Source organism: Idiomarina sp., from assembly GCF_048265525.1.
In the GTDB taxonomy this organism is placed as follows: Bacteria; Pseudomonadota; Gammaproteobacteria; order Enterobacterales; family Alteromonadaceae; genus Idiomarina.
The window spans coordinates 110,045-124,813 of the sequence record NZ_JBLXBI010000005.1; the positions used below are offsets into that span (position 1 = coordinate 110,045).

Genomic DNA, 14,769 nt, shown 5'->3' on the forward strand with positions numbered 1-14,769 from the left:
CTTAGAGGCTAATGTTAGATTTCAAATCCCGTTAAAACCCTTTATCCTGTGCCTCTTGATAATTAGGGTACAGGTTCGCTTATGATGTCACAAAACACCTTAGTGCTGGCTACCGGCAACTCGGGAAAAGTTGCCGAGTTACGGCACATGTTAAGCCAAACAGATACCACCGCCGACTGGCAAGTTCGTCCGCAGTCAGAGTGGGACTTCGCTGAGGCTGATGAAACCGGCACCACTTTTGTCGAAAATGCCATTATAAAAGCGCGCCACGCATGCCAGCAAACGGGGTTACCTGCTATTGCTGATGATTCAGGTCTGGCCGTTACCGCTTTAAATAGCGCTCCCGGCGTTTACTCGGCTCGCTACGCTGGCAGCAACGCCACCGACTCCGACAACATCAATAAATTACTGAAAGCCTTAGAGGGCGTTGAAGAAAGCCAGCGTCAGGCAAGTTTTCATTGCGTACTGGTTTATATGCAAAGTGCGGAAGATCCGACACCAATCATCTGCCAGGGCCGCTGGGACGGACACATATTAACTCACTCGGTTGGAGAAGAAGGCTTCGGTTACGACCCGGTGTTCTGGGTTAAAGAAAAAAACTGCTCAGCAGCGCAGTTAAGCAAAACAGAAAAACAAGGGCTCAGCCACCGCGGACAAGCATTAAAGCTGCTGCTGGAGCAGTTGGCTGAATGACTTCTCTTCTGACGCTTCCGCCCCTGTCTCTTTATATACACATTCCATGGTGTATTCAGAAATGCCCTTATTGTGATTTCAATTCTCATAAACTGACCGGCGATGTGCCCGAAGCAAGCTATGTCGGCCGTCTTTTAGAAGACTTACGAGCCGACTTGGGCTGGGTTCAGAACCGGGAAATTCAGTCGATATTTATCGGTGGAGGTACGCCAAGCGTATTGTCCGCAAAAGCAATTCAGCAATTAATGGACGGCGTTCGTTCAATAGTCGCATTAAGTTCCGATTGTGAAGTCACCATGGAAGCCAACCCGGGAACCTTTGAGACCGAAAAGTTCTCTGCTTTCGTTGCTGCAGGCATCAACCGGTTGTCTATTGGTGTTCAGAGCTTACAGGAGCATCAGTTACAGCGCCTGGGGCGTATTCACAATCCGCAACAGGCAAAAGATGCGGCCGCGCACGCAAGTGAATTACCGCTATCCAGTTTTAATCTCGACCTTATGCATGGCTTGCCTGATCAGACCGTAGAAATGGCATTAGACGACCTACGTCAGGTCATTGCCCTGAACCCGCCGCATATCTCCTGGTATCAATTGACGATTGAGCCTAACACGCTATTTGCAAGCCAGCCCCCGGAACTCCCGGATGACGATACACTGTGGGAAATTTATCAGCAGGGTCATAAACTTCTGGAAGCAGCAGGTTATTCTCAGTACGAAGTGAGCGCTTACGCTAAACCAGGCCATCAGAGCAGGCATAATCGTAACTACTGGCAATATGGCGACTATTTAGGTATTGGTTGCGGAGCCCACAGCAAAGTCACTCTGCCTCAGCAAAATAAAATTCTGCGTTGCGAAAAGGTGAAGCACCCCAAAGGCTATTTAGATTTAACCAAGCCCCTGCGCTATCAATTAAAAGAAGTTGCAGTAGAGGACCGCTTGTTTGAGTTTTTCATGAACCAGTTCCGCTTACTGGAGCCGGTTAGTAAAAGTAATTTTGAACAGACCACAGCTCTTTCTGCAGAGGCAGCTTCAAAGCAGTTAACGAAAGCGAAAACTCTGGAGCTTGTAACGGAAGACGAGCTTAACTGGCAACTAACTCAACGCGGTCACCGATTTTTAAACTCTGTTCTGGATACGCTTCTGGATTAACCCAGAAGCGTGGCAGATTAGTTGATTTTAAACTGAAGATCCCAAACGCCGTGGCCTTTTCCTTCACCCCGGCGTTCAAACTTGGTTTTTGGGCGATTGTCGGGACGTGGTACGTAGTCACCTGAAGACGACAAATTGGTTAACCGGGGTTCGCTACTCAAAACTTCCAGCATATGCTCTGCGTAGTTTTCCCAGTCTGTTGCCAAATGAATTACTCCGCCAGTCTCAATTTTCTGAGTTAATAATTGCACAAACTCGGGCTGTACAATGCGGCGTTTATGGTGACGCTTCTTGTGCCAGGGGTCGGGGAAGAAAATTTGAACACAGTTCAGACTTTTATCCGGAATGCATTGTTTTAATACTTCGACCGCGTCTTCATGAAACACCCGAAAGTTTTCCACCCCAGCTTCCTCTGCCGCCATAAGGCAAGCACCTACACCAGGTTCATGCACTTCTATACCAATAAAGTCACGTTCGGGAGCATTAGCTGCCATCTCAACTAGTGAATGCCCCATACCAAAACCAATTTCCAGCGTTACTGGGGCTTGCCGACCAAACACCTCAACTAAATCCAACCGGCCATTCTCCAGAGTTAAACCTACTGAAGGCCAAAGACGTTCAATTGCAGCAGCCTGCCCTTTTGTCAGTCTTCCTTCTCTTTTCACAAAGCTGCGCACTGTTCTCACGTATTTTCCCGCAGCGGCGGCTTCTTCGGCAGTTTTAAAATGGCTCATGACTTTCCTGAAAATTAATGACTTAGCTAATACCAAAAAAACAGGCCTGAAAAATCAGGCCTGTTTAGAGTAGAGCTATTATCGCTATTTCAAGCAATCAATACAATCGGTATTAACGAGTTTTAGGTACCCGGTTTACGACTTTCAATGTTGCTTCTATGCGACGATTTTCCTGTCTGTCAGCAGCGCTATTCTCGCGAACTTTTGGTTGAGATTCGCCGTGACCTTTAAAGTCAACGCGGCTCTTCTCAATACCATGTTGCTTAACAAGTGCGTTGGCAACAGCCTCTGCGCGACGCTCAGACAACCACTGGTTATATTTCGCTTCGCCCGTGCTGTCTGTATGTCCATGAATAGTGATATCCAACTGTGGATGCTCTTTCATGAACTCCGCCATATCTTTAATATCTGACCGTTCACCACTGCGGATATTTGACGAGTTTAAGTCAAACTCTACCAGTAACTCTTCAGTAATGGTCTCGTTTTCATAAAGAATACAACCGGTCTCATCTACTGAGTAATTTTTAGGTGTATTGGCGCATTTGTCTTTTGAGTCAACAACGCCGTCACCATCAGAATCTACAGATTTAGGTTCAGGTGCCGCTTTTTGAGGTTCAGGGCGTGGCTCTGGACGCGTTCTAGGTTCAGGGCTGGTGTCGCGACCGCCAAAGAACCATTGCAAACCAACGTTTGCGAACATTTCCGTGTAGTCTTCTTCCCAGCCACGCTGAGCACCACCTTCAACACGCCATGCCAGATTATCGGTAATAAAGCTGCGATGACCAAGAGTGACTCGTGCAGCAACATCTGTAACATCACCAATTTCGGTGTTGTTCAAACCTAAACCAGCGTAAAAGTTGTTGTTGAAGTGGTAGAGTGCATCGACACCGTAGCTGTCGCCGTAGGCATCGCCGGCACCGACTAAGTCAGCATCCATGTAGTCATAATAAATGCGGGCTTCCCATGCCTCAGTAAACATCATGCCGGCTTCAACACCCGAAGTAATGGTTTTGAATCCGTCGTCAACGAAAAATGCTTGACCATTTTTTACCGCAACACGATCATCGTCGGCAGAAAATGCGCCTAAACGCGCGCCCAGATAAAAGTCGTTTTGCTCAACCTCAGTTTGTTGTGCAAAAACTGGAGCGGTTAATCCAGCGGTCAGCAAAGATAAAGTAATTAAGTTTAAGGTTTTCATTGCAAAGCTCCTTTTAATTGCAATAACAATCATGCTCGGAATATGAGACACTGTGTATGCCATAAAGAGTAGTACATTCTTCAGTTAAGTCATTTTTATTTGCAGAGATTTACAGTTGACTCAGACATTTAGTTCACAGGTTCTCAATTGGTTTCAGCAATACGGGCGCAAGCATCTGCCATGGCAGAAAAACGTCACGCCCTATCGCGTCTGGGTGTCAGAAATTATGCTGCAACAAACCCAGGTCACTACCGTTATTCCGTACTTCGAACGTTTTATGGCAACTTTTCCTACGGTTCAGCAACTGGCCTCAGCCCCACAAGACAAAGTATTGAATTTATGGACTGGATTAGGTTATTACGCAAGAGCCCGGAACCTTCATAAAACCGCAAAACTTGTTTGCACTCAATATAACGGTGAATTCCCCGAAAAAGTTCATGAACTCGAACAATTACCTGGGGTTGGTCGTTCAACAGCCGGTGCAGTTCGCTCTCTTGGGCATGGTGAATACGCACCTATTTTGGATGGCAACGTCAAGCGTGTATTAGCACGTCATTTTGCTGTTTCTGGCTGGCCTGGTAAGGCAGATGTTTTAAAGCAACTGTGGCAACTGAGTGAACAATTGACCCCGAAGCAAGACTCCGGCGCATACAATCAGGCAATGATGGATATCGGTGCAATGATTTGCACTCGCAGTAAACCGCTTTGCGAGCAATGCCCTGTCAATAGCACCTGTATTGGCAAAGCAACGGACACAATAGCACAGTATCCGGGAAAGAAGCCGAAAAAGATTAAACCAGTAAAAGCAACGCACATGCTGCTTTTTCGGCATAACCATCAGTTCTTGCTGGAGAAGCGCCCGCAGTCTGGTATATGGGGCGGGCTTTGGTGCTTTCCACAATGTGATGAGGAAACGGACATTCCTTCCTTAGCCCAACAATACGGTGTCACTGAACTGGCAAGACAGCAGCTGTCACCTTTTCGTCATACCTTTAGCCACTTCCACCTGGACTGTAAGCCCCTGCTAATTGACGTTACCCCCTCTGAGACTTTACTTAACGAAGCACAACACCTGTGGGTAAAAGCTAATACTAATCAGGACTTGGGCTTTGCTGCACCAACCGTTAAACTGATGGAGCAGTTAACTACTAAATAGGTGAACACAGCATGAGCCGTACTGTATTTTGTGAGCATTTTCAAAAAGAAGCCGAAGGTCTCGATTTTCAACTCTACCCCGGCGAGCTGGGTGAGCGTATTTTTAACCACATATCAAAAGAAGCCTGGGCAGAATGGCAAAAGAAACAAACCATGCTGATAAACGAAAAACGGTTGAACATGATGGATCCGACTGATCGTGAGTTTCTTGAAAAGCAAATGACAGCCTTTTTATTCGAAGGGGAAAACCCTGAAATTGAAGGCTATACCCCACCAGAGAGTTAATGCATCGCATTAACGAATTTCCGGATTCGATTCTTTTTTCTTGTAAATCGAAATTATTGTCTAATATATTGACAATAGGTATGGCTTATGAGCCTCGCTGGAGCTTAGACAGCCAATCTGTTAGACTACTAACGAATTCAAAAAAAGGGAGTCTCTATGAAAGCGCCATCCTGGCGAAGAGCCGTACTGAAAGTGGGGAGTGCGCTCATCGCGCCAGATGAAACTGGGGTTAGCACCAAATACCTATTACCCATAGCTCGTTTTATTAACGAGTGCCGAGAACGCGGACAAGAAGTTGTCCTAGTCTCGTCAGGCAGCGTTGCTGCCGGCCGCAAACATTTTAACTTTGAACACAAGAAAGTACCGGTTGCTGTGCGTAAAGCAATGTCCGCAGTTGGTCAAAATGAAATGATGGGTTACTGGTCACGCTTTTTCGATTCCCCCTGCGCCCAGTTGCTAATGACACATAGCGATTTACGCGACCGAGCTCGCTACGTCAGCATTAAAAACACCCTGAATAGATTGTTAGAGCACGACATTTTACCCGTGGTAAATGAGAACGATGCTCTTGCTACCGACGAAATGAAAGTCGGTGATAACGATAACTTGTCGGCCATGATCGCGACTTTGGTTGATGCCGACGCCCTGTTTATTTGTTCAGACATCGATGGTCTGTATGACTCAGATCCGAACCTGAATCCAGACGCGAAAAAGATACCGGTGGTTGAACAAATTGACGAAAGCATTTATTCGCTTGCCGGTGGTTCAGTAAGTTCCGTCGGGACCGGAGGAATGCGCACTAAAGTTGAGGCGGCAGAAAAAGCTACTTCACACGGTATCGATACTTACATAGTTAACGGTCGTAAAGGTGAAACTTTTGAATCGTTGCTACAAGGGGATATCCCCGGCACATTATTCCGTCGCCAATCTGATCCAATTAGCAATAAAAAGCATTGGTTAAGACATACTCTGGTCGCCCAGGGTGAAATATTGGTTGATGAAGGTGCTGAGAAAGCATTAATTGAGAACGGTGCCTCACTACTGAGTTCAGGCATTGTTGATGTACAAGGTGACTTTGATCGCGGTGACGCCGTACTGGTTCGCAGCGCCAACGATACTGACGCTATCGCAAAAGGTATTTGTCAGTACAGCGCACATGAACTGATGCACATTAAAGGGCAGCAAACTGAAGATATAGCGGAAAAATTTGGCTATAGCCCAATTACGGAAGTTATTCACCGCGACGATCTAATGATTTTGGAGGATTCATGAGCCAGCAATTAGCAAAAGAGATTTCACAACGCGCCGCAAAAGCGGCACGCGCTGTAGCAACCTTATCGGAAGCAGATAAAAACAGTGTACTGCAAAAAATGGCTGACGCTATTCGCGCACGTCAGGATAAGATTATTGAAGTTAATAAAAAAGATTTGGTAGCAGGTAAAGAAAAAGGTTTAAGCGATGCCATGATGGATCGTCTTGAGCTAACGCCTGAACGCATTGAAGGTATGGCCTCTGCCATTGAAGAGATCATTGCGTTGAAAGATCCTGTAGGCGACAGCTACGTTCTGGATGAGCGCCCTAACGGCATGAAAATAGAGAAAATGCGTATTCCTCTGGGCGTTATTTGTATGATTTATGAAGCACGTCCGAATGTCACAGCTGACGCTGGAGCACTATGTTTCAAGTCTGGTAACGCCGTTATCTTACGTTGTGGCCGCGAAGCCATTGAGAGCAGTAAAGCCATTGCTGAAGCATTGCACGAAGCTTTAGAAGCCAGCAATCTGCCTAAAGACGTTATCACCGTGGTGCCAACACCTGACCGCGAACTGATGACGGAACTTCTGCAGCAGAAAGATTATATCGATTTGGTTATTCCTCGCGGCGGTGAAGGTCTGATTCACTTTGTCAGCGACACCAGTAAGATTCCGGTCATTCAACACTACAAAGGTGTTTGCCACCTGTACGTAGACAAAGACGCGGATCTTGATAAAGCTCTGGCAATTTTACTTAACGGTAAAACTCAGCGTACCGGCGTTTGTAATGCGCTAGAAGGTTTACTGGTTCATCAGGACGTTGCTGATAAGTTCTTGCCTATGGCTGCTAAAGCTCTGGCTGAGAAAGACGTAACCATCCATGCAGATAAGCGTTCAGTAAGCTACTTTGATGGCGCTGATGAGATTGCAGACGACGCTTTTGGTGAAGAATATCTAGCCCTTGAGATTGCGGTTCGTACAGTTGATAACTACGAAGGTGCTATTGAGCATATTCAGGAGTTTGGTAGCGGTCATACCGAAGTTATTATCACTGAAAACGATGAAACTGCTAAGCGTTTCATTCGTGAAGTAGACTCAGCCGTTACTATGGCAAATGTCTCTTCTCGCTTCTCTGACGGTGGCCAGTTAGGTTTAGGTGCTGAAATTGGTATATCTACCAGTAAGCTGCACGCTTATGGACCAATGGGTCTTGAAGCACTAACAACTGAGAAATTCGTGGTAACCGGTAACGGTCAGGTCCGCGACTAGTATTTCACGCATTAAAAAGCCCCGGTCGCTTCACTTAGTGGCCGGGGCTTTTTTTATCTCTTAAAGCTTAACGACGGTAGCCAGTTAATAATTCAGGCCAGTCACGTGACTCTTTCCAGTAGAACGTCTCATTCTTCTCTTTTTCTTTGCGTAAAGAGCGCAATAGCCGTTGGATATTGGCTTCTTTCCAGTCACCATTTTCACGGAAATCACATTTATCAAAATCGACTATCCAGGCTTTGTCTTTGTCATCCAGCATAAGGTTGTGACAATTTAAATCTGAATGGTAGACACCGGTATCGTGCAGCTCTTTAATAACACTTCCCAGCTTTTGCCATAGCTCCGCGGACAGTTTCTTTTCACGCAGTAATCGGAAAACATCGACAGCCCCCGGAATAACTTCTACCAGAATGTCTGCTTTGTAACTGAAAACCGCTGTCTTTTCCATACGAGCTGCTACTGGACGAGGAACTGGTAAACCAATTTCCCGCAACTTCAATAGCAAATCGAACTCATGTATAGCGCGACTTTTTTCCGCAGGTTCACGTAAAAAACGGTCTTTATTAATTTTACCGACTAAACCACCGCGATAATAATGGCGCAGTAAAAGTCCCAAATCGCCCTGCTGAATAAACCAAACTGTTGCGCGTCCCGTTGAGTTTCCTGCAATCGACTTTTGTTGCTGCCAATACTGGGCTGTAAAATGCTTGTCTTCTATCGTTTCAAAAATATCGCTATCGTAGCGAATAAGCCCTTGGGGACTCTGCTCTGTTTTTATCATACCGCTTCCTGTCAGAGTATATTCCAGTGCCCGCTTTAATACTCTTAACGTAGCACCCTGGTGCGTTTGTAAAACGCTTTTAGCAGCTTCATGTTGCGCTTTCATGACAGCTGTCTGCTGCATCAACTCCACAGCTTGTTTAATTTCTCCGGCATTATTAACCCACTGCACGGCGCCAGCTTTTGCCAACTCACCGTAAACCTGTGGGAAATTGAACACGTGCCGTCCTGACATAACATTGGAGCCAGCAGCTATAACTTCAAGGGGGTTATGCCCGCCTCGCTCAATAATACTTCCGCCAACAAAGCTCACCGAGGCTAATTGCCCCCAAAGCATCATTTCGCCCATACTGTCAGCAAGAAAGACATCACAATCTTCAGGTATCACATTACTCTCGGTTCTGCGGGCAAGCTTAAGCCCGGACTCCTGTATCATTTCTGCTACCACCTCAAATTGCTCGGGGTGTCGCGGCGCAATGATAAGACAGGAATCAGGTAAGTCTTGTTGAATCAGTTTGTGTGCTTCTAACAGCACCTCATGCTCGCCTGGATGGCTGCTACTGGCTAACCACACCTGTCGCGACGCAAGACTTTGCTGCCACGCCAAAGCCTTTTCAATGTCAGTAGCACAAAGCTCAATGTCGTACTTAAGGTTTCCGTCCACAAAGAGCACGCCACCGGGAACTCCCAGTACCTTCATTCGTCGCGCGGTTTCTTTATTCTGAACAGAAACCAGTGTCAGTTGTTTCCAGACCTTCTTCATCAACCAATGAAAACGCCGATAACCTGCCGCTGAACGAGCCGAAAGTCGCGCGTTTAACAATGCGACGGGAATATTAGCTCTGGCCAATTGGTTCAACATTTGCGGCCAAAGCTCGGTTTCCATTACCCACACGGCTTTAGGTTTAAACTTACACACAAAACGCTTAGCGGCACCCGGAGTATCTATCGGCCAATAGCGACAACTAACAGCGTCGCCAAAATGCTGCTGAATAAGTTCCCGGGCAGTTGGTGTCATGCAGGTAATAAGTATTTTTTGACCTGGCTCCTGACGCAAAAGATGCTCGATTAACCGTTTCGCCGCTAACGTCTCGCCAACGGAAACGCTATGAATAACCACACAACCGCGCTGCTTTTTATTAACAGATCCCAGCGCAAGTCGTTCTGACCAGTTCTGACGGTAGCGGCTGTCTTTTCTGCCGCGTAGCCACAACCAGACAAAAACGGCTGGAGTGACCAGCCGTATTAATACTCCGTAGATCCACAATTGCATATAATTTAGCGCCAGTACTCGGCAATCCACTTAGTCGGCAGAACTTTCCGATACCACTTGCCGCTTCGGCCTTCCAACGCGTCATCCGGGTGCGGTTTGCCATGGAAAATAATAACTTTTGCTTCTTCAGGTATACGTGGCTCTTGGAAAAAGCTTAATGGGAACGGACGCAGACAATGGCGCTTAAAGCTACGACACCACTTTTCCGGCCAGTACGTCAGCTTGTTTTGGCGGTCAACAAAATGCGTAATGTACTCTTGTTCATTCCGTACGTCAGCGATAGCCGCTTTCGGATCTTTTTTCAGATGCTCTAACGCGTCTTCATGAGCGCCAATATCAAAACGAAATACCGATGTATTCCCGGTAGCGTCAGATTTATCCCACTCTTTGATCACCATAAACTCGCCTTCCGGCTCAAAAAACTCGTCCAGGCTTCCAACAATAATAATATCCAGATCCAGGAATAACGTAGGGCCTTCGAGATCATAAAGCGGGTTCGCAAAGCAAGTAAGCTTTAACCAGCCATGACCTTTTGACCACGGAACGTGTTCGTCAAAGTCTTTAAAGCCAATTTTAGGAATCGCTTTTACTTCAACGTCGTCGTTAATTCCCTCAAAATCATCGGTAAAACAGACAAAACGGAACGGTCGACTAAGGTGACGACTGACCATTGAATGCAATGTATTGACGTAATCGGGGCCATACTTTTTACCCCATTTAATGCAAATGACGTTGACCGGTTTTTGCTCTGATGAATTTTCGTTACCCGCTACCTGGTTCATAACTGCTCCTGAATCTGAAACTACCGCGCATAATGCCATATTTTGGGGCATTTAGGTATGCCGATCTGAATCCCTGAATAGAACGTAATAGAGCTATCAACCCTAAATCCTCACTGCTTATGAAAATTCATACTCTACGACTAATACTTGGCGACCAACTCAATGCCAGACATTCGTGGTTCAGACAAAAGGACGCGGGTGTAATTTATGTAATGATGGAGCTCAAACAAGAAACTGATTACGTTGTTCACCACCGGCAAAAAGTATTAGCCTTTTTCGCAGCGATGCGGGCTTTCGGTAGCGCTCTGAGCTCTGCAGGACATCAAGTAAACTATATAAAACTTGATGATGACACTAATGAGCAAAGCCTGACTCAGAACCTTCAGCAATTAATGAAAAAGTACGAAGTGACCACTCTGGAATGTCAGCAACCCGACGAATACCGGCTCGATCATCAACTGAAAAGCTGGGCCGGCGCCAATAACATTAATTTGAACTGGTTTGATACAGAACACTTTCTTACTGGCCGCAACTCGCTAAAAGAGTATTTCCCCAATAGCGAAAACTACTTAATGGAAACCTTCTACCGAAAGGTCCGTAAGCAATACGATATTCTAATGGAGGGAAGACGTCCGACTGGTGGCCGCTGGAATTACGATAAAGAAAACCAGAAAAAGATTCCCGCAAATCATGACCTAGAACCGCCTTTAATCTTCTCCAATGACGTATCGGATATAGATGAACTGCTGCGTAGCAGTGAAATTAAAACCATGGGACAAGCGAACGCGGCTCAACTGATATGGCCAGTTAACCGAAAACAGTCTAAGCAGTTGCTTGAACATTTTTGTCAATTCGGACTCCCTGATTTTGGTCGTTATCAGGACACCATGGCAACAGAAAACAACGTTGGGGAATCTCACTGGAGTCTTTATCACTCAAGAATTTCATTTTCTTTAAACACCAAAATGCTGCATCCGTTAGAAGTAGTCAACGCTGCTATTGATGCCTGGTCCAAAAATAAAGACAGCATTTCACTCGCTCAAATTGAAGGCTTTTGTCGGCAGATTATTGGCTGGCGAGAGTTTGTGCGGGGCATTTACTGGGCACATATGCCAGACTATAAAAACCTTAACGATCTTAACCACACCAGAGCGCTACCGGAGTTTTACTGGACGGCTAAGACCAAGATGAATTGCCTGCATTATGCCATTAAGCAGTCGTTAGACTATGCCTACGCCCATCACATACAGCGGTTAATGGTAACCGGAAATTTCGCACTGCTGGCCGGCGTATCACCGGATGCTTTGGATGACTGGTATCTTGGTATTTATATTGATGCCATTGAGTGGGTAGAACTGCCCAATACGCGCGGCATGAGTCAGTATGCCGACGGCGGGCTGATAGCAACCAAACCCTACATTGCCAGTGCCAACTATATGCAAAAAATGGGGCACTACTGTAAAGAGTGCTATTATGATCCGAAGAAGAAAACCGGTGAAAAAGCCTGTCCTTTTAACAGCCTGTACTGGCATTTTATTGAACGTCATAAAGAACGCTTTAAAGACAAGCACAGAATGAGCATGATGTATCAGGTCTGGAATAAGAAGCCCGAAGAAGAACAGCAGGCGTTAATGAAACAAGCCGAAACTTATTTAGATAATATCAACGAGTTATAAAAGGAAGCACTAATGAATAAATGGATAGTGTCGTTATTTTTTACGTTTCTACTGAGTGCCTGTAACTCTCAACCAACGCCGGTAGCCGAAGTTGTTGACGACTTTGAAGCCGAGCGCTACCTGGGTAAATGGTACGAAATAGTCCGCATGCCACACAGCTTTGAAGAGGGCTTGCAAGGTGTTACCGCAGAGTATCGCTTAAATGGTGATGGCACGCTGGAAGTGACCAATCGAGGCTATCATGTCAAAAATGAGGAGTGGCAAACCGCTATTGGGTTGGCTGAGCCGGTCGAAAATATGGATGCCGCGTATCAGGTTACCTTCTTCTGGCCCTTTTATGGCGGTTATTACGTAAGTTGGTTAGGTGGTGATTATCAGCAGGCAATAGTAACCAGCGACTCACACGAGTATTTCTGGTTTTTATCGAGAAGTCCTGATGTTTCTCAGGCAGATATTGATTACGCCTTAGCCAAGGCTCATGAGTGGGGATATGACATCGACCAGATGATCATTGTTGATCATCCGGCCGAGTTAAGAGACGCTAATTAACTAAAACGACGCGCGGCACCTTTACCGGAGTTGCGCTTAGGTCCGCCACGAGCATCGCGGTCACGCGGTGGGCGTGGCGCACGTTTAACTTGCTCATCACTTAGTTCCAGACCCATAGGCTGTTGACGCACACGAGCTTTTTTCAGTACATGCATAATGTCTTTTGGCATGCCTTTTGGCAATTGCACTAAAGAGTGATTATCAAACAACTGAATTTGCCCAATATACTTGCTGTCCATTGACGCTTCGTTAGCAATGGCTCCAACGATGTCTCCCGGACGTGCGCCGTGCTCACGACCGACCTGAATCTTATAGGTTTCGAAATCGACATCCGCTGCACGACTGGTGGTGCGCTCTGCACGAGGTTTGCGCTTATCACCACGGTCACTGCGTTCATTACGACCTGAACGCTCGCTACGCTCACTGCGTGCTTCACGTACCTGACGGTCTTCTTTCAGGAACAACGGACGCTGCTCATTATGCTGAGCCAATAACGCTAAGGCAATTTCTTCAGCACTTAACTCTGACTGTTCCAGCCACTCGCCTAGCAGTTTCTCTAGCTTAGGCTTATCGGCGCTTGCGGTTTCAGGTACCAAAGACGCCTGTAGCTTTTCCAGTAACTGTTGCTGACGATACTTGCTCAGTTCATTGGCGTTTGGTACTTCAAAGAACTCAACCGGAGCATTGGTTAAGCGCTCATAGTGACGCAACAAATGACGCTCTTTTGCACGGAAGAACAAAATGGCTTCACCTGTACGGCCGGCACGACCAGTACGTCCAATACGGTGAACATAAGATTCAGTATCGCTTGGTAAGTCATAGTTAATAACGTGCGTAATTTCAGGAACATCTAAACCACGAGCAACAACGTCAGTTCCTACCAGAATTTCGATGTGGCCACTACGTAACTGACTGACAGTCTGCTCACGCTGAGCCTGGTTCAAATCACCACTTAATGGCGCCGCTTTAAAGCCGTTGCGTTGCAGTAATTCAGCCACATCCATCGTATCCTGACGGGTACGTACGAAAATCAATGCGCGCTGATACGGAGTCACTTCTAACAATCGAGTCAGAGCGGTCATTTTAGTCATTCCCTGAACTTTCCAGGCTTTCTGCTTAATCGTCGCTTTCTCGCGAGCAATAGCTTCAATCTGAATGTTCAGCGGATCTTTCAGGAAGGTTTTTGCCAGCTTACGAATCGCATTTGGCATAGTTGCTGAGAATAATGCGCGTTGCGCCGTACTAGGTACAGCCTTTAGAATCGTTTCGATGTCTTCAATGAAACCCATGTTAAGCATTTCATCAGCTTCATCCAGAACGCCTACTTTCAAACCGTCTAGTTGCAGGACGTTTTTGTTTAATAAGTCGATAAGACGACCCGGGGTACCGACAACAATAGCGGTGCCCTGCTTCAGGGCTTTAACCTGAGGACCAAATGGTGCACCACCGTAAACGGTTGCTACGCCAACGCCACGCATTTTCGCAGCAAAGCCTTCAAGCGCTTCAGCTACCTGAATAGCCAACTCACGAGTTGGAGTTACTACTAATACTTGAGTTTGCTTAACCGACGCATCAATTTTTGCCAATGCAGGCAGACCAAATGCAGCAGTTTTACCGGTACCTGTCTGAGCTTCGCCCAACACGTCTTGCCCTTCAAGCAACGCAGGAATAGCCTGCAGCTGAATAGGAGTCGGAGTTAAAAATTGCATTGCGTTTAATTGTTCAAGCACAGCACTAGGTAAGGCCATGTCGTTAAACGACAGACCCGTTTGGGTATTTGACATATTTGTCTCACTTTATTCCCGTTTGCCCATTGGCAAACACAATAAAAAAGGGGTTATGGCCCGGCAACAGGAATCAGTGTTCAGTCTCTAAACTGTCTGGACTGGAATCAGGCGCTGCAACCCCACGAATCAAGGGTGACCGCTGCCTCATCAGTTATGCGGTGTTCCTTGAGGAACCGCGTATTATACG

13 protein-coding genes are annotated in these 14,769 nt (G+C 46.4%); 8 read left to right on the forward strand and 5 right to left on the reverse strand.

Annotated elements, in window-relative coordinates; translation table 11 throughout:
* Positions 1 to 84 precede the first annotated feature (84 nt).
* Entirely contained in the window at positions 85 to 693 is a 609-nt protein-coding gene (rdgB, locus tag ACN0TF_RS11130) for an RdgB/HAM1 family non-canonical purine NTP pyrophosphatase (protein WP_417442101.1), read from the forward strand.
* The gene (gene hemW, locus ACN0TF_RS11135; protein WP_417441981.1) at positions 690 to 1,841 is read left to right on the forward strand and encodes a radical SAM family heme chaperone HemW; all 1,152 of its coding nucleotides are present in this window, start codon (positions 690 to 692) and stop codon (positions 1,839 to 1,841) included. Before rdgB ends, hemW begins: the two co-directional genes overlap by 4 nt.
* A 17-nt stretch (positions 1,842 to 1,858) precedes the next feature.
* On the opposite strand, the gene trmB is transcribed toward hemW, so the two are convergent.
* Both trmB and ACN0TF_RS11145 read right to left on the reverse strand, forming a co-directional pair.
* Positions 1,859 to 2,575: a tRNA (guanosine(46)-N7)-methyltransferase TrmB gene (gene trmB / locus ACN0TF_RS11140; protein ID WP_417441982.1), complete on the reverse strand. Its 717-nt coding sequence runs from the start codon at positions 2,573 to 2,575 to the stop codon at positions 1,859 to 1,861.
* Between the two features lie 112 nt (positions 2,576 to 2,687).
* On the reverse strand, positions 2,688 to 3,773 hold the full coding sequence (locus ACN0TF_RS11145; protein WP_417441983.1) for an OmpA family protein: 1,086 nt from the start codon (positions 3,771 to 3,773) through the stop codon (positions 2,688 to 2,690).
* Positions 3,774 to 3,888: 115 nt separating this feature from the next.
* Between ACN0TF_RS11145 and mutY the strand changes: the two genes are divergently transcribed.
* The 4 genes from mutY (at position 3,889) to ACN0TF_RS11165 (ending at position 7,735) form a co-directional block, all read left to right on the forward strand.
* Complete coding sequence (mutY, locus tag ACN0TF_RS11150) at positions 3,889 to 4,929, forward strand: A/G-specific adenine glycosylase (RefSeq protein ID WP_417441984.1); 1,041 nt, start codon at positions 3,889 to 3,891, stop codon at positions 4,927 to 4,929.
* An 11-nt stretch (positions 4,930 to 4,940) separates the two neighbouring features.
* Positions 4,941 to 5,213 (forward strand): oxidative damage protection protein, encoded by a 273-nt coding sequence (locus tag ACN0TF_RS11155; protein ID WP_417441985.1) that lies wholly within the window; start codon positions 4,941 to 4,943, stop codon positions 5,211 to 5,213.
* Between the two features lie 156 nt (positions 5,214 to 5,369).
* Positions 5,370 to 6,485, forward strand: a complete 1,116-nt coding sequence (gene proB, locus ACN0TF_RS11160; protein WP_011235213.1) for a glutamate 5-kinase — start codon at positions 5,370 to 5,372, stop codon at positions 6,483 to 6,485.
* Positions 6,482 to 7,735, forward strand: coding sequence for a glutamate-5-semialdehyde dehydrogenase (locus ACN0TF_RS11165; protein WP_417441986.1), 1,254 nt, complete (start codon positions 6,482 to 6,484; stop codon positions 7,733 to 7,735). The genes proB and ACN0TF_RS11165 overlap by 4 nt, the downstream gene beginning before the upstream one ends.
* A gap of 67 nt (positions 7,736 to 7,802) precedes the next feature.
* Here the strand turns inward: ACN0TF_RS11165 and ACN0TF_RS11170 are convergent, their stop codons facing one another.
* Entirely contained in the window at positions 7,803 to 9,788 is a 1,986-nt protein-coding gene (locus tag ACN0TF_RS11170) for a 3-deoxy-D-manno-octulosonic acid kinase (protein ID WP_417441987.1), read from the reverse strand.
* A gap of 5 nt (positions 9,789 to 9,793) precedes the next feature.
* The gene (locus ACN0TF_RS11175) at positions 9,794 to 10,570 is read right to left on the reverse strand and encodes a glycosyltransferase (protein WP_417441988.1); all 777 of its coding nucleotides are present in this window, start codon (positions 10,568 to 10,570) and stop codon (positions 9,794 to 9,796) included.
* Between the two features lie 119 nt (positions 10,571 to 10,689).
* Between ACN0TF_RS11175 and ACN0TF_RS11180 the strand changes: the two genes are divergently transcribed.
* Together ACN0TF_RS11180 and ACN0TF_RS11185 are read left to right on the forward strand one after the other, a co-directional pair.
* Positions 10,690 to 12,246 (forward strand): cryptochrome/photolyase family protein, encoded by a 1,557-nt coding sequence (locus tag ACN0TF_RS11180; RefSeq protein ID WP_417441989.1) that lies wholly within the window; start codon positions 10,690 to 10,692, stop codon positions 12,244 to 12,246.
* A gap of 12 nt (positions 12,247 to 12,258) precedes the next feature.
* Positions 12,259 to 12,795, forward strand: a complete 537-nt coding sequence (locus tag ACN0TF_RS11185; RefSeq protein ID WP_114982177.1) for a lipocalin family protein — start codon at positions 12,259 to 12,261, stop codon at positions 12,793 to 12,795.
* Here the strand turns inward: ACN0TF_RS11185 and ACN0TF_RS11190 are convergent.
* Positions 12,792 to 14,579 (reverse strand): DEAD/DEAH box helicase, encoded by a 1,788-nt coding sequence (locus ACN0TF_RS11190; RefSeq protein ID WP_417441990.1) that lies wholly within the window; start codon positions 14,577 to 14,579, stop codon positions 12,792 to 12,794. The genes ACN0TF_RS11185 and ACN0TF_RS11190 overlap by 4 nt on opposite strands.
* Between the last annotated feature and the right edge of the window lie 190 nt (positions 14,580 to 14,769).

What these genes read in the sequence shown, in the direction of transcription:
- ACN0TF_RS11155 (WP_417441985.1), top strand. Translation starts at nt 4,941, where the DNA reads ATGAGCCGTACTGTATTTTGTGAGCATTTTCAAAAAGAAGCCGAAGGT.
- proB (WP_011235213.1), top strand. Translation starts at nt 5,370, where the DNA reads ATGAAAGCGCCATCCTGGCGAAGAGCCGTACTGAAAGTGGGGAGTGCG.
- trmB (WP_417441982.1), bottom strand. Translation starts at nt 2,575, where the DNA reads ATGAGCCATTTTAAAACTGCCGAAGAAGCCGCCGCTGCGGGAAAATAC.
- ACN0TF_RS11190 (WP_417441990.1), bottom strand. Translation starts at nt 14,579, where the DNA reads ATGTCAAATACCCAAACGGGTCTGTCGTTTAACGACATGGCCTTACCT.
- hemW (WP_417441981.1), top strand. Translation starts at nt 690, where the DNA reads ATGACTTCTCTTCTGACGCTTCCGCCCCTGTCTCTTTATATACACATT.
- ACN0TF_RS11180 (WP_417441989.1), top strand. Translation starts at nt 10,690, where the DNA reads ATGAAAATTCATACTCTACGACTAATACTTGGCGACCAACTCAATGCC.
- ACN0TF_RS11165 (WP_417441986.1), top strand. Translation starts at nt 6,482, where the DNA reads ATGAGCCAGCAATTAGCAAAAGAGATTTCACAACGCGCCGCAAAAGCG.
- ACN0TF_RS11175 (WP_417441988.1), bottom strand. Translation starts at nt 10,570, where the DNA reads ATGAACCAGGTAGCGGGTAACGAAAATTCATCAGAGCAAAAACCGGTC.
- ACN0TF_RS11145 (WP_417441983.1), bottom strand. Translation starts at nt 3,773, where the DNA reads ATGAAAACCTTAAACTTAATTACTTTATCTTTGCTGACCGCTGGATTA.
- ACN0TF_RS11185 (WP_114982177.1), top strand. Translation starts at nt 12,259, where the DNA reads ATGAATAAATGGATAGTGTCGTTATTTTTTACGTTTCTACTGAGTGCC.
- ACN0TF_RS11170 (WP_417441987.1), bottom strand. Translation starts at nt 9,788, where the DNA reads ATGCAATTGTGGATCTACGGAGTATTAATACGGCTGGTCACTCCAGCC.
- rdgB (WP_417442101.1), top strand. Translation starts at nt 85, where the DNA reads ATGTCACAAAACACCTTAGTGCTGGCTACCGGCAACTCGGGAAAAGTT.